17 protein-coding genes and 1 riboswitch are annotated in these 18,201 nt (G+C 59.7%); of the genes, 7 read left to right on the top strand and 10 right to left on the bottom strand.

Features of this window, described 5'->3' with window-relative positions:
* Nucleotides 1-18: 18 nt before the first annotated feature.
* The 4 genes from RGU44_RS22255 to cpdA all read right to left on the bottom strand — a co-directional run bounded on the left by RGU44_RS22255 (nucleotide 19) and on the right by cpdA (nucleotide 4,505).
* The gene (locus tag RGU44_RS22255) at nucleotides 19-996 is read right to left on the bottom strand and encodes an esterase-like activity of phytase family protein (protein WP_322277952.1); all 978 of its coding nucleotides are present in this window, start codon (nucleotides 994-996) and stop codon (nucleotides 19-21) included.
* Nucleotides 996-2,900, bottom strand: a complete 1,905-nt coding sequence (gene parE, locus RGU44_RS22250; protein WP_322177556.1) for a DNA topoisomerase IV subunit B — start codon at nucleotides 2,898-2,900, stop codon at nucleotides 996-998. Before parE ends, RGU44_RS22255 begins: the two co-directional genes overlap by 1 nt.
* A 59-nt stretch (nucleotides 2,901-2,959) precedes the next feature.
* Nucleotides 2,960-3,577 carry a YqiA/YcfP family alpha/beta fold hydrolase gene (locus RGU44_RS22245; protein ID WP_322277951.1) on the bottom strand — a complete coding sequence of 206 codons (618 nt, stop codon included), beginning with the start codon at nucleotides 3,575-3,577 and terminating at the stop codon, nucleotides 2,960-2,962.
* A 106-nt stretch (nucleotides 3,578-3,683) separates the two neighbouring features.
* On the bottom strand, nucleotides 3,684-4,505 hold the full coding sequence (gene cpdA / locus RGU44_RS22240) for a 3',5'-cyclic-AMP phosphodiesterase (protein WP_322177554.1): 822 nt from the start codon (nucleotides 4,503-4,505) through the stop codon (nucleotides 3,684-3,686).
* Nucleotides 4,506-4,793: 288 nt separating this feature from the next.
* Between cpdA and RGU44_RS22235 the strand changes: the two genes are divergently transcribed.
* A complete protein-coding gene (locus tag RGU44_RS22235) occupies nucleotides 4,794-5,276 on the top strand; it encodes a YkgB family protein (RefSeq protein ID WP_322277950.1) in 483 nt (160 codons plus the stop codon).
* Nucleotides 5,277-5,363: 87 nt separating this feature from the next.
* On the opposite strand, the gene RGU44_RS22230 is transcribed toward RGU44_RS22235, so the two are convergent.
* Nucleotides 5,364-5,816 (bottom strand): DUF1249 domain-containing protein, encoded by a 453-nt coding sequence (locus RGU44_RS22230; protein ID WP_219062406.1) that lies wholly within the window; start codon nucleotides 5,814-5,816, stop codon nucleotides 5,364-5,366.
* Nucleotides 5,807-6,424: an NUDIX domain-containing protein gene (locus RGU44_RS22225; protein ID WP_322277949.1), complete on the bottom strand. Its 618-nt coding sequence runs from the start codon at nucleotides 6,422-6,424 to the stop codon at nucleotides 5,807-5,809. The genes RGU44_RS22230 and RGU44_RS22225 overlap by 10 nt, the downstream gene beginning before the upstream one ends.
* Nucleotides 6,425-6,629: 205 nt before the next feature.
* Between RGU44_RS22225 and RGU44_RS22220 the strand changes: the two genes are divergently transcribed.
* Entirely contained in the window at nucleotides 6,630-7,376 is a 747-nt protein-coding gene (locus RGU44_RS22220; RefSeq protein WP_322177552.1) for a DUF3298 domain-containing protein, read from the top strand.
* On the opposite strand, the gene cytX is transcribed toward RGU44_RS22220, so the two are convergent.
* Nucleotides 7,345-8,637, bottom strand: a complete 1,293-nt coding sequence (gene cytX / locus RGU44_RS22215) for a putative hydroxymethylpyrimidine transporter CytX (protein ID WP_322177551.1) — start codon at nucleotides 8,635-8,637, stop codon at nucleotides 7,345-7,347. The genes RGU44_RS22220 and cytX overlap by 32 nt on opposite strands.
* Nucleotides 8,638-8,750: 113 nt before the next feature.
* Nucleotides 8,751-10,640, bottom strand: a complete 1,890-nt coding sequence (thiC, locus tag RGU44_RS22210) for a phosphomethylpyrimidine synthase ThiC (RefSeq protein WP_219062402.1) — start codon at nucleotides 10,638-10,640, stop codon at nucleotides 8,751-8,753.
* A gap of 155 nt (nucleotides 10,641-10,795) precedes the next feature.
* Nucleotides 10,796-10,900: riboswitch (TPP riboswitch) on the bottom strand.
* Between the two features lie 179 nt (nucleotides 10,901-11,079).
* Here thiC and RGU44_RS22205 point away from each other — a divergent pair.
* On the top strand, nucleotides 11,080-12,519 hold the full coding sequence (locus tag RGU44_RS22205) for a TolC family outer membrane protein (RefSeq protein ID WP_322277948.1): 1,440 nt from the start codon (nucleotides 11,080-11,082) through the stop codon (nucleotides 12,517-12,519).
* A gap of 30 nt (nucleotides 12,520-12,549) precedes the next feature.
* Here the strand turns inward: RGU44_RS22205 and waaA are convergent, their stop codons facing one another.
* Together waaA and RGU44_RS22195 are read right to left on the bottom strand one after the other, a co-directional pair.
* Nucleotides 12,550-13,827, bottom strand: coding sequence for a lipid IV(A) 3-deoxy-D-manno-octulosonic acid transferase (gene waaA, locus RGU44_RS22200; RefSeq protein WP_322177549.1), 1,278 nt, complete (start codon nucleotides 13,825-13,827; stop codon nucleotides 12,550-12,552).
* 14 nt (nucleotides 13,828-13,841) lie between these two features.
* Nucleotides 13,842-14,726 carry a LysR family transcriptional regulator gene (locus tag RGU44_RS22195; protein WP_322177548.1) on the bottom strand — a complete coding sequence of 295 codons (885 nt, stop codon included), beginning with the start codon at nucleotides 14,724-14,726 and terminating at the stop codon, nucleotides 13,842-13,844.
* A 93-nt stretch (nucleotides 14,727-14,819) separates the two neighbouring features.
* On the opposite strand from RGU44_RS22195, the gene RGU44_RS22190 reads away from it, so the two are divergent.
* Genes RGU44_RS22190 through RGU44_RS22175 form a run of 4 tightly spaced genes read left to right on the top strand, consistent with a single transcriptional unit; the run spans nucleotide 14,820 to nucleotide 18,201 of the window.
* Nucleotides 14,820-15,152 (top strand): multidrug efflux SMR transporter, encoded by a 333-nt coding sequence (locus tag RGU44_RS22190; protein WP_322177547.1) that lies wholly within the window; start codon nucleotides 14,820-14,822, stop codon nucleotides 15,150-15,152.
* Nucleotides 15,153-15,202: 50 nt separating this feature from the next.
* Nucleotides 15,203-16,393 carry an NAD(P)/FAD-dependent oxidoreductase gene (locus tag RGU44_RS22185; protein WP_322177546.1) on the top strand — a complete coding sequence of 397 codons (1,191 nt, stop codon included), beginning with the start codon at nucleotides 15,203-15,205 and terminating at the stop codon, nucleotides 16,391-16,393.
* Complete coding sequence (locus tag RGU44_RS22180) at nucleotides 16,390-17,199, top strand: aldo/keto reductase (RefSeq protein WP_322177545.1); 810 nt, start codon at nucleotides 16,390-16,392, stop codon at nucleotides 17,197-17,199. The genes RGU44_RS22185 and RGU44_RS22180 overlap by 4 nt, the downstream gene beginning before the upstream one ends.
* 39 nt (nucleotides 17,200-17,238) lie before the next feature.
* Nucleotides 17,239-18,201, top strand: coding sequence for a metal ABC transporter ATPase (locus RGU44_RS22175; RefSeq protein ID WP_322177544.1), 963 nt, complete (start codon nucleotides 17,239-17,241; stop codon nucleotides 18,199-18,201).

The raw sequence follows: 18,201 nt of genomic DNA, 5'->3' as shown, positions 1-18,201 counted from the left end.
TGCCGGGAAGTTGCTGACTCACGGCTTGGCGCTCCAACCACCCTCGGGTGCCGCGAAACGCCAGACTATCGGACGTTTCTCGCCATCGGCTCGGGCGCCAAAGTTATTGTCGACACCGATCCAGGCGCCTTCCGCGTCTATAACCAGCGCCTCGGCCAGTCCGTAAGGCTGCGAATAACGTCGCGACGGCACCAATGCATCATCGGCGAACGACCAGCAAAGCTCGACCTTCCCAGTGTCCAGATCGCGACGACAGACTCGATATGCGGCGCGTTCCAGGGTAAACCGCTTGCCGTTGAACAGCGAAATATCGGAAAAGTCTTTTGGCGCCTCGCGACTGTCCATTTGCGCCGGCATGGTTTGCTTGCCCGCCTCACTGAGGATCACGCAACCCCCTTTGCAGCTCCAGGCAGCCTGATCACGATGGACCACCAGCAACCCGCGCTTCTGCCGCTCGGCCGCCAGCCACAGCCGATCTCCGGCCGGATTGATCGCGATACCCTCGAAGATCGCATTGAAGTGCTGGAGCATTCCCTTGGCACGCGCCTGGCGGACCAGACTCGGCGGCAGCTTCAACCAACTCGGCGCGCCGGAAACAGGCACTTGCAGCACCGCCGCGTACCCCTCGCTGACCAGGTAACGATTCCCCGCCGCGTCGCACGTCACGCCTTCGAAATCCAGGGCGCCCCCACGAACCAGCGACGACGCCCCGACCATCGAACGCACACTCAACGCCAGACCACTGTCCGGCACGGTCGGCACGTCAATGGTATTCGCCTCGGCCTTCCACACCACCGAAGAGGTATCGAGCCTGTACAGCAAGGCATCATCGCGGTCCGATACTGTCCACAGCTCGCCATTGCAAGACGCCAGTCCCGACAGATTACCGCCCACCATGCCCTCGACCGCATGTTCGGACAGCATCTTCAGTTCAGCCAGCGGCGCTGCGAATACCGGTGAAGCGATCAGCCATAACGCGACGAACCAGCCTCTCATCAAGTGAGAACCTCGGCCAGATTGCCTTTTGATTCGAGCCAGGTCTTGCGGTCGCCCGCGCGTTTTTTTGCCAGCAACATATCCATCATTTCCGAGGTCGCCGCGTAATCGTCCAGGGTGAGCTGGACCAGGCGCCGGGTGTTCGGGTCCATGGTGGTTTCGCGAAGCTGGGGCGGGTTCATCTCACCCAGGCCTTTGAATCGGGTGACCTGTGGCTTACCGCGCTTTTTCTCCGCGATCAGACGATCAAGAATCCCGTCACGCTCCGACTCATCCAGCGCGTAGTAGATCTCTTTGCCCAGGTCGATCCGGTACAGCGGCGGCATTGCAACGTAGACGTGGCCCGCGTCCACCAGCGGGCGGAAATGCTGGACGAATAACGCACAAAGCAACGTTGCGATGTGCAGGCCGTCGGAGTCGGCGTCGGCGAGAATACAAATCTTGCCGTAACGCAGCTGGCTGATGTCGGCCACACCCGGGTCAACGCCGATGGCCACGGCGATGTTGTGCACTTCCTGGCTGGCGAGCACTTCACCGCCATCGACTTCCCAGGTATTAAGGATCTTGCCGCGCAACGGCAAGATCGCTTGAAACTCTTTGTCTCGCGCCTGTTTGGCCGAACCGCCAGCGGAGTCGCCTTCGACCAGAAACAGCTCGGAACGCATCGGGTCCTGTCCGGCGCAGTCGGCCAGCTTGCCAGGCAGCGCGGGGCCTTGAGTGACGCGTTTACGCTCAACCTTCTTGCTGGCCTTAAGGCGACGACCAGCGTTGTTGATCGCCAATTCCGCCAACTGCATACCGAGTTCGGAGTGCGTATTGAGCCACAGGCTAAATGCGTCCTTGACCACGCCAGAGACGAACGCCGCCGCTTCACGCGATGACAGCCGCTCTTTGGTCTGGCCGGAGAATTGCGGCTCCTGCATTTTCATCGACAGGACGAACGCGATCTTCTCCCAGACGTCTTCGGGCGCCAGTTTGACGCCACGCGGCAGCAGGTTGCGGAACTCGCAAAACTCGCGCATCGCGTCAAGTAAACCCTGGCGCAGGCCGTTGACGTGGGTCCCGCCCTGCTGGGTAGGAATCAGGTTGACGTAGCTTTCCTGAACGCTGTCGCCACCCTCGGGCAACCAGAGCAAAGCCCAATCGATGGCTTCTTTATTACCGGCGAAACTGCCGCAGAATGGTTCATCCGGTAGACGCAAAAACTCGCTGACCGAATCTTGCAGGTAAGAACGCAAGCCGTCTTCGAAATGCCACTCGATTTTCTCGCCGGTGGCTTTGTCTTCGAAGCTGACCAACAGCCCCGGGCACAATACCGCCTTGGCTTTGAGCACATGCTTGAGGCGGCTGACAGAGAATTTCGGCGTGTCGAAATATTTAGGGTCCGGAGCGAAGTACACGCTGGTCCCGGTATTGCGTTTACCAACCGTGCCGATAACCGCCAGTTCGCTGGCTTTGTAGCCGTCAGCGAAGGTCATTTCGTATTCGTTGCCGTCGCGTTTGACCCGGACCCGAACATGGTTCGAGAGCGCGTTCACCACGGAAATCCCCACGCCGTGCAGGCCGCCTGAGAACTGGTAGTTCTTGTTCGAGAACTTGCCGCCCGCGTGCAGTTTGGTCAGGATCAGCTCGACGCCAGACACACCCTCTTCCGGGTGAATGTCCACCGGCATACCGCGACCGTCATCGGACACTTCCAGCGAGTTGTCGGCGTGAAGAATGACCTGCACCGATTTCGCATGCCCGGCAAGGGCTTCATCGACGCTGTTGTCGATGACTTCCTGGGCGAGGTGGTTCGGCCGCGTGGTGTCGGTGTACATGCCCGGGCGTTTGCGTACCGGGTCGAGGCCCGAGAGGACTTCGATGGCGTCTGCGTTATAAGAGCTAGCGCTGGGATTGGCCATGGGGTCTCGTCATCAGTCGTTCGTGAAATTTCGGAATATCAGTCAATTGATTACAGGTGTTACAGCACAGAACGATCAATCGCCTGGAGCAGCGCCGGGGCAAAGCCTGCAAAACCCAGCAACGCCGGCAACTGCTCGGTAAAGCCCTGAAAGCTGTGATCGCCGCCAGGCTGAATGCGCAAGGCGCACGCTCGGTAATAGGACTGGGCACTGCGGTAGTCCAGGGTTTCATCACCTGTCTGCAACCACACCTGGAAGCGCAACGGATCCTGCGGGGCGGGCACTTCCAGTTCGGCGAGAGCCTGCACATGGTCGTGGGTCAACTCCCAGCTTTCACCGCTGTAAAGATTCTGTTGGGTACCGATATACCCGTCGAACAGCGGATGTGGCATGACTGCCGGGTTGATCAGCAGAGCCTTGAGGCCATGGCGCTCAGCCAAGTGAGTGGCATAGTAGCCGCCGAGGGAGCTGCCGACCAGCAGCGGTCGACCCAGCTCGGTGATCAATGCGTCGAGCTGAGCAATCGCCTGACGCGGGTGATGATGCAGCTCCGGCACCCGCAAATGCTCATCGAGGCCAAGCGTTTGCATCAAGGTCGACAACTGGCTGGCCTTCTTTGAGCGCGGCGAGCTGTTCAAACCATGGATATACAACAGTGTGGATGGTTCGCCGGTCACATTCCCTCCTGAAACTTTTGAGCGCAAGCAAAGACGCGCAGTTTACAGGGACTGCCGCCCGTTGACTCGCCTTCAGACATTTCCCACTCAAATCAGGACGGATCGCTCAATAACCTCGGCCACTGTAATCCACGTCAAAGGCCAGCCCCTCTACCCGCGACACACCGGTTTCAAGGCGGCCGTCTGCGTGCAGACGCAACCAGCGGTAGCCTGGCGCGGTGCTGTCGACCTTGAACTCGACACTGCCCGGTGCAAACTGAATGCAGGTGGACGGTGAGGCCAGCAGCCGTACGCCATTGCGCAGCTGGTCGTATTCCTGATGGACATGGCCCCAGAGTACAGCGCGCACCTGCGGGAATCGATCAAGCACGGCAAACAGCGCCTCGGGGTTACGCAGGCCGATGGGGTCCATCCAGGCACAACCGATGTTCACCGGATTGTGGTGCAGGCACACCAGATGGTGGCGATCAGGCTCTTCACTCAGGGACTGCGCCAACAGCTGCAATTGCTGATCCTGCAAATACCCCGGCACCGAACCAGGCACCGAAGAGTCCAGCAGGGTGATACGCCAATGGCCGAGATCGATGATCGGCGCGAGAAAATCGCTCTGCCGCGCAGCCTCGGTCATCGCCGGCACCTCATCGTGATTCCCGGGAAACCAACGCGCCGGTGCCTGAATCCGCCCACTGGCCTGACGAAACGCCTGGTAGGACTCAAGACTGCCGTCCTGGGACAAATCACCGCTGGCGATCAGCAGGTCGATCTGCGACTGCTCAGCCAGGACGCACTCAATCACCTTGTTCAGGCTTTCAAAGGTACTCATGCCCAGCAGCTTTTCGTCTGCATTGGCAAACAAATGGCTGTCGGTTAGCTGGACCAGCAGGACTGAAGAATCGGCGATAGGGCTGGGGGGGCTCGGCAAGGCCATCTCCTTGAGCGGGGTCTGCGACGATTATGGCGGCCGATGGTAGAGGCGGCAAACCTGTCCAACGATTCGGCTTACATTTGAGGGGATATCAAAATCTGCATTACATCGACTTATCTCTGACAGACAACCAGACATAGCGTGCAAGACTCTTTCCCTCACATGGAGGCCGAACAATGAGGGTAACGAGCGGACTTAGCCAGCAAAGTTCATTCCAGATATGTCTACACGGCAACGCAGAACAAGACGCCGGCTATATTGAAATCTCCCCCATAACACTGAGATTTACCCATGCACGGATGCGCCCTGAATCGCCTTTGCCACTCCAACATCGATGTTCAACTCATGCGCTGGACGCTCGTGTTGATTTTTGCATTGTTTGGTTACACCAAATGGTTCCCTTACGAGGCACAATCGCTGATCCCGCTGATGTCTAACAGCGCGCTATTCTCATGGCTGTACCCGGCCTTTGGCGTGCAAGGCGCAAGCTATGCGCTGGGCGTGGCCGAATGGGCCATTGGCTTGGGATTGGTGGTCGGAGCCTGGATACCAAGGGTTTCTGTCGTCGCAGCCGCGGCCTCCGTCGTCACGTTCCTCACTACCTTGACACTCATCATTTCTACACCAGGTGGATGGGAAGCATCTGCTGGCGGTTTCCCTGCCATGGGCAGCGCTACCTCTTTCCTTATTAAAGACGCTGTACTGTTGGCCGCATCATTTAGTCTGTTCAAGCATGATTTGATCGCCGTCCGCAGTGCCCCCACAAAACAGTAAGTCTGTAATGGATTCACGTCACTTCAGCGCGCGACAGGGGAAAACTCCCCGCGCGTAGCTGTTTAATAGAGCCCTTCCACAGCCGCCTTAGCGCACCACTTCAAACTCATGCCCGCACGCCAGGCAATGGCTCAGCCACTCCCCAAGAAACAGGTTGAGCTGGGCTTTTTCATCCGGCTGGTGCATGGCGGCATTGGGATAAGGGTAGATGCCGCGAAACCGGCGGGCATGTTCGGCGCCGATGACTTCGGCCATGCGGGCGTCGTGATAGACCTGCACTTCGAGCTTGGGCACCGGCAGCCACGGCAGGCTGTGTTCCTGACGCACTTGCAGGGTGGTGGTGTACGGACAATCGAGCAGCACTTCGACGGCCAGCACACCGAGCATTTGATCGCCCTGGGTGACGGCCACCCGACGCGAGCGTTGCTGGTTGCGCATGTCGGGGAGCAATCGCATCAAGCGCGCATAGTTGGCCTCGCAGGCCGCTTGCAGCCCGACAAGGTCAACACGGTAGCGCTCGCGCACAAGGTTCACGACCATTGCCCCCTGACTTCAGTACGGTTCAATGCCAGCCATTGCAATGCAATAAGAGTGGCCGCGTTGAAAATTCGTCCATCACGTACGGCCTGTAGCGCATCGTCCAGCGACCACACCGTCACGCGAATATCCTCGCCTTCCGCTTCCAGCCCGTGTAACCCTCCCGCCCCCTCGCTTTCGCAATGCCCCAAGTACAGGTGAACGTATTCACTGCTGCCACCCGGCGATGGAAAGTACTTGGTGATCGGCAACATCGCACTGAAAGTAAGTCCAGCTTCCTCTTCTGCCTCGCGGTGGGCAACCTCTTCTGGTTCCTCGTCCTTGTCGATCAGACCGGCCACCAGCTCAATCAACCACGGGTTATCGACCTTGCCCAGCGCACCGACTCGAAACTGCTCAATCAGGACCACCTCGTCGCGCTTGGCATCGTAGGGCAGCACGCACACCGCATCGTGACGAACAAACAACTCACGGCTGATTTCGTTGCTCATGCCGCCACCGAAAAGCTCGTGGCGCAGGTGCATGCGGTCGAGGCGGTAAAAACCCTTGAAGCAGTTTTCACGCTTCGTAATTGCCACCGCCACCGGGACGGATCTGGTCGTATCACTCATATAGTTCTCGCTACTGGCCCACGTCGACTTCGCGCCATCCTAGCGCGGTCTTTCACCGGATGCAGCCCTTTAAACCAGTCATTGGGGCAACCGGGGTAGACGGCCAGGTCGCAAACAACTTCTAATTAGCCTAGTGGCGAACTGATGGGGCTGCTTGCAGTCGAAACACGTCAACTCGCTTTTTTTGTTACTGCCAAGGATCAACATGTCAATTTTGAGGATCACTTCGCTCGCGTGCATCGCACTGATGCTGGGCGCCTGCCAGAGCCTGTTCCAGCCCGACATGCGTGCACCGCTTGAAGTCCGGCGTGATGCCTCGGAACAGATCAAGCCGGGCTGCACCGTGGCTGACTGCCCACTGGTGAACGTCGATACGGTGCATTTTCAGAGCGAGCCGACGCTCGACAGTCTTGTCGAGAAGTCCTTGCTGAAAATGACCCGTACCTCGCCGAACGCACCGTTGCCGGTGTCGCTCAAAGTCTATGAAGAACAATTCCTGCGTGAAGCGCAAAGCCACAACGGCAGCTATCTGCAAGCCAAGGTACGCGACCAGCATGACGGTCTGGTGATTGTCGAACTGTCCAGTTATCTGGACACCGGTGACGAACAGGGAACACCCGGTCGCGGATTCATCAACTACTCCCGTCAGCAACACAGAGCACTGACCCTGCAAGACATGCTTTTACCGGGCCAGGAAGAGGCATTCTGGCTGACAGCGCAGCAAGCCCACAAAGAATGGATGATCAACACCCGGTTCACTCAGGACCCCGCGTTCGTGAAGACGTGGCCGTTCCAGAAAACCCCTAACGTCGCCCTGACCTCTGGCGGAGTCATTCTAAAATACGAGGTGGCGACGATTGCCCCTTATGCCAACGGTCACATTGAGCTGAAGATGTCTTACCTTCAGCTCAATGGCATCCTCAAGCCGGAACTGTTCCCGCGCCGCGGTTGAATGTCTGACCCAGCAACAGTTGCAGCACGCCAGCCACAATCAGGGCTGGCAGTGTTGCACCCACGTCAGGGTACATGTTGGCCAGCAGGTGATAGGTGCTGACGCCACCCAGCCAGGCCAACAGCGTCATCCCGCGAAAGCCTACTGTTGCCATCTGGCTGCGGCGGCGACGCTGGATGAAGTGGTCCACCAACACCACACCGAACAACGGTGCGAACACCGAGCCGATCAGCAGCAGGAAGTTCTGGTACTGCGCCAGCGGTGCAAAGCAGGCGATCAGGGTGCAGATCACACCGATGGCCAATGCCAGATGCTCTACCTTCAAACGCAGCAGAATCCCGCTGGACACCGCCGCCGAGTGAATATCGGCGAACGCGTTTTCTGACTCGTCGAGCAGAATCAGCAACAGTGGAATACCCAGTCCGGCACCGGCCAACGCCAGCAGCAACGCATTGATTTCACCGCTCGGCGCGAACGCCAGGGTGTAGGCAACGCCCAGGCTCATCAGCCAGAAATTGCCGATAAAGAAGCCCAGCGCTGTGCCGCCAAAGACACTTTTGGCGCGTTTGCCGAACCGCGAGTAGTCGGCGATCAATGGCAGCCAGGACAACGGCATGGCAATGGCGATATCAAAACCCACGGCAAACGGCATCGAACCGTCACCGGCACGCGACCAGAGTGCGGACAAGTCGGTTTTGGTCAGCAGGTTCCAGGTCAACCACACACACGCAGCCAACAGTAGCCAGATGCCCCACTTGCGCAGTATCTGACGGACGAAAGTCAGCGGTCCGCTGACCGCCAGCAAGGTGGCCAGCGCGCCGAAGAACAACGTCCAGAGCAGAGGGTTAGCCCATAGACTGCCCTCGGCAAACGCACGCGCGCCCAGCAGACTGGCGGCGTCACGCATGATGATGATCTCGAAAGCCCCCCAACCCACCAATTGCAGCAGGTTCAGCACCGCTGGCAGCGACGCGCCACGGGTGCCAAGGCTGAGCTTGAGCGCGGCCATGGCCGAAAGCCCGGTATCGCTACCGATCACACCCACGGCGGCCAGCAGCAAAACGCCGACGAGGGTGCCAAGAAAAATCGCCAGCAGTGACCCTGACAAGCCCAGCCCCGGCGCCAGCAACGCGCCGGTTTGCAGGACCATCAGGCCAATGCCGAGGGAAAACCACAGGGAAAACAAATCACGACCGCCGAACACACGCTTGCCCGCAGGCACCGCGACATCGGGGGAGTAGGTATTGGTTGAAGGGTTCACGGGGTTATCTCAGAGGAGCAGATGATAGGGGTTAACCCTTTGTTTTTTTGGTGCCTTGCCTGACCTCTTCGCGGATGCGGGGTGTCAGACACCCCGCATTCAGGCCAAAAGACTTAAACTTTTTTGTACAGCTGACTGCCTTCCTGCTTGAAGCGCTCGGCCTGTTCTCGCAGGCCCTCCTGCACGGCCGCATCCACGGTTTCGATGTGCTGGTTGGCGGCGTATATCCGAACTTCCTGGGTAATTTTCATCGAGCAGAACTTCGGTCCGCACATGGAGCAGAAGTGCGCGACCTTGGCCGAGTCCTTCGGCAGGGTTTCGTCATGATACGAGCGTGCGGTATCAGGATCGAGGCCGAGGTTGAACTGGTCCTCCCAACGAAACTCGAAGCGCGCCTTGCTCAAGGCATTGTCGCGAATCTGCGCGCCAGGGTGCCCTTTGGCCAGGTCCGCCGCGTGGGCCGCGATTTTATAGGTAATGATCCCGGTCTTCACGTCATCCTTGTTCGGCAAGCCCAAATGTTCTTTAGGCGTGACGTAGCAGAGCATGGCGCAACCGAACCAGCCGATCATGGCCGCACCGATGCCCGAGGTGATGTGGTCGTAACCCGGTGCGATGTCGGTGGTCAACGGCCCGAGGGTGTAGAACGGCGCCTCGTCACAGCATTCCAGCTGCTTGTCCATGTTCTCTTTGATCAGCTGCATCGGGACATGGCCCGGGCCTTCGATCATGGTCTGCACGTCATGCTTCCAGGCAATCTTGGTCAGCTCGCCGAGGGTTTCCAGCTCGCCGAATTGCGCCGCATCGTTGGCATCGGCAATCGAGCCCGGACGCAGGCCGTCGCCCAGCGAGAAGCTGACGTCGTAGGCCTTCATGATTTCGCAAATGTCTTCGAAATGGGTGTACAGGAAGTTTTCCTGGTGATGCGCAAGGCACCACTTGGCCATGATCGAACCACCACGGCTCACAATCCCGGTCACGCGTTTGGCGGTCAGCGGTACATACCGCAACAGCACGCCAGCGTGAATGGTGAAGTAGTCGACGCCCTGCTCGGCTTGCTCGATCAAGGTGTCGCGGAACAGCTCCCAGGTCAGGTCCTCAGCCGCGCCGTCGACTTTTTCCAGCGCCTGATAAATCGGCACGGTGCCGATCGGGACCGGCGAATTACGGATGATCCATTCGCGGGTTTCGTGAATGTGTTTGCCGGTGGACAGGTCCATGACAGTGTCAGAACCCCAGCGGATGCCCCAGGTCAGTTTGGCGACTTCTTCTTCGATGGAAGAACCCAGCGCGCTGTTGCCGATGTTGCCGTTGATCTTCACCAGGAAGTTACGGCCGATGATCATCGGTTCCAGTTCAACGTGGTTGATGTTGGCCGGAATGATCGCGCGACCGCGGGCGATTTCGTCACGGACGAATTCAGCGGTGATTTCTTTCGGGACACTGGCGCCGAAGCTGTGACCCGCGTGCTGCGGAGTCAGCAGACCGGCGGCGCGGGCTTCCTGAAGTTTCATGTTTTCGCGGATGGCGACGTATTCCATCTCGGCGGTGATGATGCCCTGACGCGCATAGTGCATCTGGCTTACGTTGGCGCCGGCCTTGGCCCGGCGCGGGTTGCGCACATGGGCGAAGCGCAGGGCTGTCAGTTCGGCATCGCTCAGACGTTCCTGGCCAAAGTTGGAGCTCAGCCCCGCCAGGCGCTCGGTGTCGTTACGCGACTCAATCCACGGCGAACGGATGTCTGCCAGGCCTTTGCGCACGTCGATGATCACGTTGGGATCGGTGTAAGGGCCCGAGGTGTCATAAATAACCACTGGCGCGTTGATCTCGCCGCCAAAGTCGGTGGGCGTCACATCCAGAGTCACTTCACGCATCGGCACAAGAATGTCCGGGCGCGAACCCTGAACATAGATTTTTTGCGAGCGGGTAAAGGGCTGCACTGACCCCGAGTCGACCTTGGCCGAATCGCTCAAATTGGTGGCGTCTTTTAGTTTTTTACTCATCACGGGCACTCCAGGCATCATCCAGCGGCGGATTAATTGTCGGAGCAAACCTGAATGACACGGACGCACCAAGGCTGGCGCTGAGTATAGAAAGGAGGCGTACTGTTCATTTATTGAACAATCGACCCCGGACGACACTCAAGAGGACTCGCCGGGAGACGAGAAATCTTGTTCCCTACGCAGGCGTTAACCTGATCAGGTTCAACGGGATCCGGATTAACCGATCTCAGCCTCATAGCAAGGCACCCCGACAAGAACCCGACCAGTCTAGTGCAAGATATGGACAGAACGCCAACTTCCTCTTATATCGTTCGATAAATGGCGGATATACAGGATTGTTGTGAGCAACCCCGAGAACTACACTCGCTGCGTTGCGGATCGTGCCCCGTAGCAGCGATCTTCACATCCTCATTGCACTATCAACTCTAGGGAACGTCTCATGCTGCGCAAACTTTCACTGGCGCTTGCCGTGTCTTGTGCTTCCAACGGAATGGCCTGGGCAGCAGACGCGCCCATACCGACCAAGACCGGCCTGGTCAACGTGTACCAGGATGCCGTGAATAACAACGCAGACCTGGCTGCCGCTATCGCTGATTACTCGGCCCGCAAGGAAATCGTGCCCCAGGCTCGCGCCGGTCTGCTGCCTAACCTGTCTGCAGGCGCGGGTGTCAGCAATACCCGCACTCAAATGGATCAGCCCTCAATGACCGCTACCCGTAGCGGCACGGCCTATCAAGCAACATTGAGCCAGCCCATCTTCCGCGCGGATCGCTGGTTCCAGTTACAGGCCGCCAAGGCCGTCAACGAACAGGCGGCGCTGGAGCTTTCCGCGACCGAGCAGAACCTCATTTTGCAGAGTGCGCAAGACTACTTCGAGGTCCTGCGCGCCCAGGACACCCTGGCCTCGACCAAGGCTGAAGAAGCCGCGTTCAAGCGCCAACTGGATCAAGCCAACGAGCGCTTTGACGTTGGCCTGTCGGACAAGACCGACGTACTGCAATCCCAAGCCAGTTACGACACAGCGCGCGCCAACCGAATCGCCGCCAAGCGTCGGGTAGACGATGCGTTCGAGGCGCTGGTGACCTTGACCAACCGCGACTACAACGCCATCGAAGGCATCGTCCACACCCTGCCCGTGTTGGCGCCAACGCCCAACGATGCCAAAGCCTGGGTCGACACCGCGTCGCAACAGAACCTGAACCTGCTTGCCAGTAACTACGCGGTGAGCGCCGCTGAAGAAACCCTGCGCCAACGCAAAGCCGGGCATGCGCCGACTCTCGATGCGGTCGCTTCGTACAAGCGCGGGGATAACGACGCGCTGGGTTTCAGCAACCCCAACTTCACGGGTCAGAATTATGGCGGCAACGTCGAACAACGCAGCGTTGGCGTTGAGTTGAACATTCCGATCTACAGTGGTGGCTTGACCAGTTCACAAGTGCGTGAAGCCTATGCACGCCTGAGCCAGATCGAGCAGCGCCGCGAAGCCTTGCGTCGTCAGGTCGTGGAAAATACCCGCAACCTGCACCGCGCCGTGAACACCGATGTCGAACAGGTTCAGGCACGCAAACAATCGATCATTTCCAACCAAAGTGCACTGGAAGCGACCGAAGTCGGTTATCAGGTCGGGACGCGCAATATCGTCGATGTGCTCGACGCCCAGCGCCAGCTGTACAACTCGGTGCGTTTATACAACAACACGCGCTATGACTACCTCATCGACAACCTGCGCTTGAAGCAGGCGGCGGGCACGCTGAGCCCGGCTGACTTGCAGGGGTTGTCGCGCTACCTCAAAGCCGACTACAACCCGGACAAAGACTTCCTGCCACCAGACCTGGCGAAGGCGGCACAGAAAAACCTGGAGAAGCCTTCGGAGTATTGACGGCCTTCCCCACAGAGGCTTGCGACGGCCTTACAGCTTCGCCACCCGCGCCAACATTGCCAGTAACCGCTGCAAAGCGCCCTGATTGGCACGCATCACTGTCAGGCCGGCATCGGCCATGATGCGCGCCAACTGCGGCTGATCGAACAGGCGCTGCACCGCGACCGCCAGCCCCGCCACATCACTCACTTCTTCCAACGCGCCAGCCTGACGCAGCAGCGCAGCGATTTCCAGAAAGTTGAACAGGTGCGGGCCGCTCAAGACCGGCTTGGCCAATGCCGCAGGTTCCAGCAGGTTGTGCCCGCCATTGGGCACCAGGCTGCCGCCGACAAACGCGCAATCGGCCAACGCGTACAGAAACAGCAGTTCACCCATGGTGTCACCCAGCAACACCGACGTGGTTGACGTCACCGCTTGCGCCGTCGAGCGACGAACCGTCTCGAAGCCTTGCTGCTGGCATAAATCGTAAACGCTGTTGAAGCGCTCGGGGTGACGCGGGACCAGGATCAGCAACGCATCGGGATGGCGGAGGAGCAACTGACGGTGCGCCGCCAACACGGTTTCATCTTCGCCGGCGTGGGTACTGGCCGCGATCCATGTCGGGCGCTGGCGCGTGTGCCATTGCTCACGCAGCTCAGCGGCGCGCATCAACAGCTGCGGGTCGATGCTCAAGTCGAACTTGATCGAACCTGTCACTTCTACGCAATCGCGCCGCGCCCCCAGATCGAGAAAGCGTTGGGCCTCGGTTTCGGTCTGCACGGCGAATCCGCTCATTTCGGCAAGCATCGGTCGGGTCAGCTTGGTGAAACGCCCATAACCGCGTGCCGAGCGCTCTGACAGTCGGGCGTTGGCCAGGACTACAGGGATGCCGCGCCTGGCGCATTGGTGAATGTGGTTGGGCCACAGTTCGGTTTCCATGATGACCCCGAGCCGAGGCGCGACATGATCGAGAAAACGTCCGGCTGCCCAAGGCAAATCGTAGGGTAGATAACAATGCTGAATGCGCGGCTCGTCAGCGAACAGCGCCTTGATCCGCTCCGAACCGGTCGGCGTCATGCAGGTCACAGTGATCGGTAACTGTGGATAACGCGTCAGCAAGGCGCGAATCATCGGCGCCGCTGCGATGCTTTCACCCACCGACACTGCATGCACCCAAATGCCGCCACGCTGCATGGGCGGCAGACCGAACGAAAACCGCTCGCTGACTCGCTGCGCGTACGCCGGGGCTTTGCGCGCCCGCAACCACAGGCGCAGCGCGACAAGAGGTAAACCGAGATGAAACAGCAGGGTATAAAGAGTTCTATTCATGGCGGCGGAGTTTATCAGCCAATCGCCTGCAAATGCCGGGCAAAGCATTCGGCCAGCCACCGGGCCGCCGGACCAAGTGGTTCGTCACGGCGCCAGACCATCTCCACCACCAGGGCCGGCGGGGTCCAGTCGCTGATCAGCTCGACCATCTGATGCTGGTAAGCCGGGTACTGCACCACATGCCGGGGCAACCAGGCCCAGCCGAGGCCACGCATGAGCAATTCAGCCATCACGTAAAAGCTGTCGGCACGCCAGACCTGTGCACTGATGGGTTCGCCACCGGGATAGCCGCTTTGCTGAGGCGCGATCAATAGCTGCCGATGGCGCCCCAACTGCTGACGACTGACCCGTGACGCGTTGACCAATGGATGCCCCACTGCACAGACCGTGACCATTTCGACGCTGCCCAGCACCCGGCGTTCCAGAGCTTCGGGCATCTGCTCATGATGAAACAGCAGCCCGAGATCGGCGCGGCGCTCCACCAGTTTGCGCGCCACATCACCTTGGGCGCCGCTGGCCAGTTGCACCTCCAGACCGGGAAACTGTTCAGCCAGCGCCTCCAGGCTGTCCAGCACCGGTTGATAAGGCATGGCTTCGTCATGCGCCAGTCGCAAGCGGGCCTCTTCGCCACGCATCAAGGCCAGTGCCCGACCGTCCAGACGCTCACACTGGCGCAACAGCTCTCGCGCTTCTTCGAGCAACGCACTACCGGCTTCGGTCAAGCGTGGCTGACGGCCACTGCTGCGGTCGAACAGGCTGACTCCCAGATCAGCCTCCAACAGCGCGATACCACTGCTGACCGCCGATTGTGCGCGCTGCAGATCACGCGCCACGGCCGAAAACGAGCGCTGTTCGGCTACGCTGACGAATAAACGAATTTGCTCGAGGTTCCATTGCAAAGCACACCAACCTATCGCGCAGAAAGATAGGTAATGACTTTACCCCATCCAAGCAATCTCTAGAATGCGTGGCTAATGAAGAGGAATCCCGTCATGACCGCCTACTACTATCTGGCCATCGCCATCTGCGCAGAAGTTATCGCTACCGTCTCGATGAAAGCGGTCAAAGGCATCAGCACGCCACTGCCATTGCTGCTGGTGATCGTGGGTTACGCCATTGCGTTCTGGATGCTGACGCTGGTAGTGCGCAGCATTCCGGTGGGGGTCGCGTATGCGGTCTGGGCGGGCATGGGCATCGTCATGGTAAGCATCGCCGCGCTGTTCATTTACGGGCAGAAACTCGACGTGCCCGCGATGCTTGGCATGGGCCTGATCGTCCTCGGCGTGGTGGTGATTCAACTGTTCTCGAAAACCGCCGGGCATTGAAAACGCGATCCCCTATAATGGCGACATCCGTTTAGCCACCGAGGTCGCTCATGCCATCTGCGCTCACTCCATCCCCTATGACCACTGACGTCCTGATCGTCGGCGCCGGTGTTGCCGGTCTTTGGCTCAATGCGCGCCTGCGCCGTCAAGGGTTCTCGACCGTTTTGGTGGAAAGCGCCAGCCTCGGCGGCGGGCAAAGTACAAAGTCTCAGGGGATCATCCACGGCGGCGCCAAATATGCGCTGCACGGCGCACTGAGCGGTGCTTCCGAAGCGATTGCCGACATGCCGCGTCGCTGGCGTGATGCGCTCGCGGGCAAAGGCGAGCTGGACCTGTCTGGCGTACGCTTGCTGTCCGAAGCGCATTACTTATGGTCACCCGGCACCCTCGCCGGCAACCTCACCAGTTTTTTCGCCAGCAAGGCCGTACGCGGCAGGGTCGATCACGTCACCGGCAATGACCTGCCTCCGGCGCTGCAGAATCCCGGGTTCAAGGGCAAGGTCTATCGACTGGCCGAACTGGTGATCGACGTGCCCAGTCTGGTCGAGCGTCTCGCCGAACTGTCCGGCGACAGCCTGCTGGCGGGCACAAAAATCGAACCCCTGTTCGAAGGTGAAGATCTGATCGGCCTGCGGGTCGATGGCCGCGAGATCCTCGCCCAGCGTGTGGTTTTGAGCGCGGGCGCGGGTAACGCCGAGCTGCTGAAGTCCATGGGGCTGTCCCATCCCCCTATGCAACGCCGCCCGCTGCATATGGTGTTGGTCAAAGGACCGACCTTGAAGCCCTTGTATGCCCATTGCCTGGGCGGCGGGCCGAAACCTCGGGTCACCGTCACCACCCACCCCGCAGCCGATGGCCAATGGGTCTGGTACCTGGGAGGGGATCTGGCCGAAGCTGAGGGCGTCGCCCGCGAACCCGAGGCTCAGATCGCTGCGGCCAAAAAAGAACTTGGCAACTTGCTGCCGTGGGTCGACCTCAGCCAGGCGCAATGGGCGACCTTGCGTATTGATCGGGCCGAACCGGCGCAGTCCGGCCTGGTGCGCCCGGACAACGCCTATCTTTCCGTGCAACAACGCCTGATGGTGGGCTGGCCGACCAAGCTGGCGCTGGCCCCTGACTTTGCTGATCGGGTATTGGCCGCACTGGCCCGCGACGGTGTCCATCCGACACCGCAGTCGCCAGCCGTCGGCCTGCCGAAACCGCCCATGGCCCAACCGATTTGGGATCAACTGCTGCCATGAAAACCCTGCATGAACTGCACCGCCCGCTCGGCAGTACCGGTCTGCGTGTTTCGCCACTGGGACTGGGCACCGTCAAGCTCGGCCGTGATCAAGGGGTCAAATACCCCAACGGTTTCACGATCCCCGATGATCGAGAAGCACAGATGCTGCTCAAGCTGGCTCGCGATCTGGGCATCAACCTGATCGACACGGCCCCCGCCTACGGCACCAGCGAAGAGCGCCTGGGCCCATTGCTGCGAGGGCAGCGTCAAGAATGGGTGATTGTCAGCAAAGTCGGCGAGGAGTTCGAGGGCGGCCAATCGCGCCACGACTTCAGTGCCGAACACACGCGGCTGTCGGTGGAGCGCAGCCTCAAGCGCCTTGAGACTGACTTCATCGACCTAGTGCTGGTCCATTCCGACGGCAATGATTTGGCCGTGCTCAACGATTCCGGTGTGTATCAAGCACTGGCCGAACTCAAGCAGCAAGGCAAGATTCGCGGCTACGGTTTTTCCGGAAAAACTGTCGAAGGCGGCCTGCTGGCGTTGCGCGAAGGCGATTGCGCGATGGTCACCTACAATCTCAACGAACAAAGTGAAAAGCCGGTACTGGACTACGCCGCCAGCCATGGCAAAGCCATCCTGGTGAAGAAGGCGCTGGCCAGCGGTCATGTGTGCCTGAGCCCCGGCGTGGACCCGGTGCAGGCCAGCTTCGAGTTGCTGTTTGCCCATCCGGGTGTCGCCAGTGCTATTGTCGGGACTATTAATCCGCTGCACCTGGCCCATAACGTGGCGACTGCCGCCGCCGTGATTCGCCGTCAAACCTGATTCAGGCGGCGGCCGACCCCAACGCAAGAAGGAGCCGACATGCCGCGAACGTTGATTCGAAAAAACCCCAACAACTTTAAAACCCTGCCGCTCGCTGTCGAAGCCACTCCCGAAGGCCTGAATTACCAGAGCATCGGGATGCCGTTGAATTTCGCCCAGACCCTGCAACGTCGACGCAAGATCGAAGTGGCCGATGTGGAACGCTTTTCTGTGGAGCTGGCCAACCTCGGGGTGTCGGTGCGCTTGACCCTGAACTGGCAGAACCGCGATTACTGGGTGCTGGTCAGACAGCGTCGGCGAGACCGTGGCGATGTCGTACTGAAATTGATTTCCGGCTACGTGCCCGCGCACGAATTGAATCTGCCACTGCACACCGCCATTCAGGAAGTCGCTGAAGAGTGCTTGATCGAAACCCCGCAAGGCTGGCTGAGCGGACGCTTCAATGACACCTGGCTGCCTGCGCCCTATGCCTCGGCGCTGCATTACCGCGAAGCCCTGCCTTTTCGTTTAAGCCCGCTGTCCGGTGCTGCCAGACCCGTGCGCTGCGGGAGCATGCCCCTGATTGAGCGCCCGCGTGCTTACGTGCACCTGCCGACGTCGTCTCTGCAGCTGATTTACGACATGCGTCTGGAAGTGCCCAAAGAAGCGCGGCCAATGAGCCTGTTTCACGTTGATGAGAGCCTGGAAAACGATCAGTTGGTGGCACGACTCAACCGCAGCCGCCCCGACCTGTACCTGATGCCCCTGGAAAATGGCTTGCCCAAACCCGAGCTGTACACCCTCAAGCGCGACAAGCTGCAACCGGCCAGCACCCGCGGCCTGTACCTGGCCGAAAGTTTTGCACCGCAGGAAGGTTGGGTTGTGCGTGATGAGCGGATTCGCTGGAAGGATTGGCTCCGGCAACAGGGTTTGACCCCAGCGCCAAAGAAGACCGGCCTCAAGCGCCTGACGAGCAAAGCCCGGCAATTGATCGACCTTGCCCGAAGCACCCTGAGCAAGTGA

Origin of the sequence: Pseudomonas sp. 5C2 (assembly GCF_034314155.1) — a bacterium.
Lineage (GTDB): Bacteria > Pseudomonadota > Gammaproteobacteria > Pseudomonadales > Pseudomonadaceae > Aquipseudomonas.
This window is presented reverse-complemented; position numbering and strand designations above follow the sequence as displayed.

Excerpts from the sequence above, each read along its gene's own strand:
- RGU44_RS22235 (WP_322277950.1), top strand. The coding sequence starts at position 4,794 with ATGCACGGATGCGCCCTGAATCGCCTTTGCCACTCCAACATCGATGTT.
- RGU44_RS22175 (WP_322177544.1), top strand. The coding sequence starts at position 17,239 with ATGCCGCGAACGTTGATTCGAAAAAACCCCAACAACTTTAAAACCCTG.
- RGU44_RS22230 (WP_219062406.1), bottom strand. The coding sequence starts at position 5,816 with ATGGTCGTGAACCTTGTGCGCGAGCGCTACCGTGTTGACCTTGTCGGG.
- RGU44_RS22185 (WP_322177546.1), top strand. The coding sequence starts at position 15,203 with ATGCCATCTGCGCTCACTCCATCCCCTATGACCACTGACGTCCTGATC.
- RGU44_RS22180 (WP_322177545.1), top strand. The coding sequence starts at position 16,390 with ATGAAAACCCTGCATGAACTGCACCGCCCGCTCGGCAGTACCGGTCTG.
- RGU44_RS22255 (WP_322277952.1), bottom strand. The coding sequence starts at position 996 with ATGAGAGGCTGGTTCGTCGCGTTATGGCTGATCGCTTCACCGGTATTC.
- RGU44_RS22225 (WP_322277949.1), bottom strand. The coding sequence starts at position 6,424 with ATGAGTGATACGACCAGATCCGTCCCGGTGGCGGTGGCAATTACGAAG.
- RGU44_RS22220 (WP_322177552.1), top strand. The coding sequence starts at position 6,630 with ATGTCAATTTTGAGGATCACTTCGCTCGCGTGCATCGCACTGATGCTG.
- RGU44_RS22205 (WP_322277948.1), top strand. The coding sequence starts at position 11,080 with ATGCTGCGCAAACTTTCACTGGCGCTTGCCGTGTCTTGTGCTTCCAAC.
- RGU44_RS22190 (WP_322177547.1), top strand. The coding sequence starts at position 14,820 with ATGACCGCCTACTACTATCTGGCCATCGCCATCTGCGCAGAAGTTATC.
- waaA (WP_322177549.1), bottom strand. The coding sequence starts at position 13,827 with ATGAATAGAACTCTTTATACCCTGCTGTTTCATCTCGGTTTACCTCTT.
- thiC (WP_219062402.1), bottom strand. The coding sequence starts at position 10,640 with ATGAGTAAAAAACTAAAAGACGCCACCAATTTGAGCGATTCGGCCAAG.
- cpdA (WP_322177554.1), bottom strand. The coding sequence starts at position 4,505 with ATGGCCTTGCCGAGCCCCCCCAGCCCTATCGCCGATTCTTCAGTCCTG.
- parE (WP_322177556.1), bottom strand. The coding sequence starts at position 2,900 with ATGGCCAATCCCAGCGCTAGCTCTTATAACGCAGACGCCATCGAAGTC.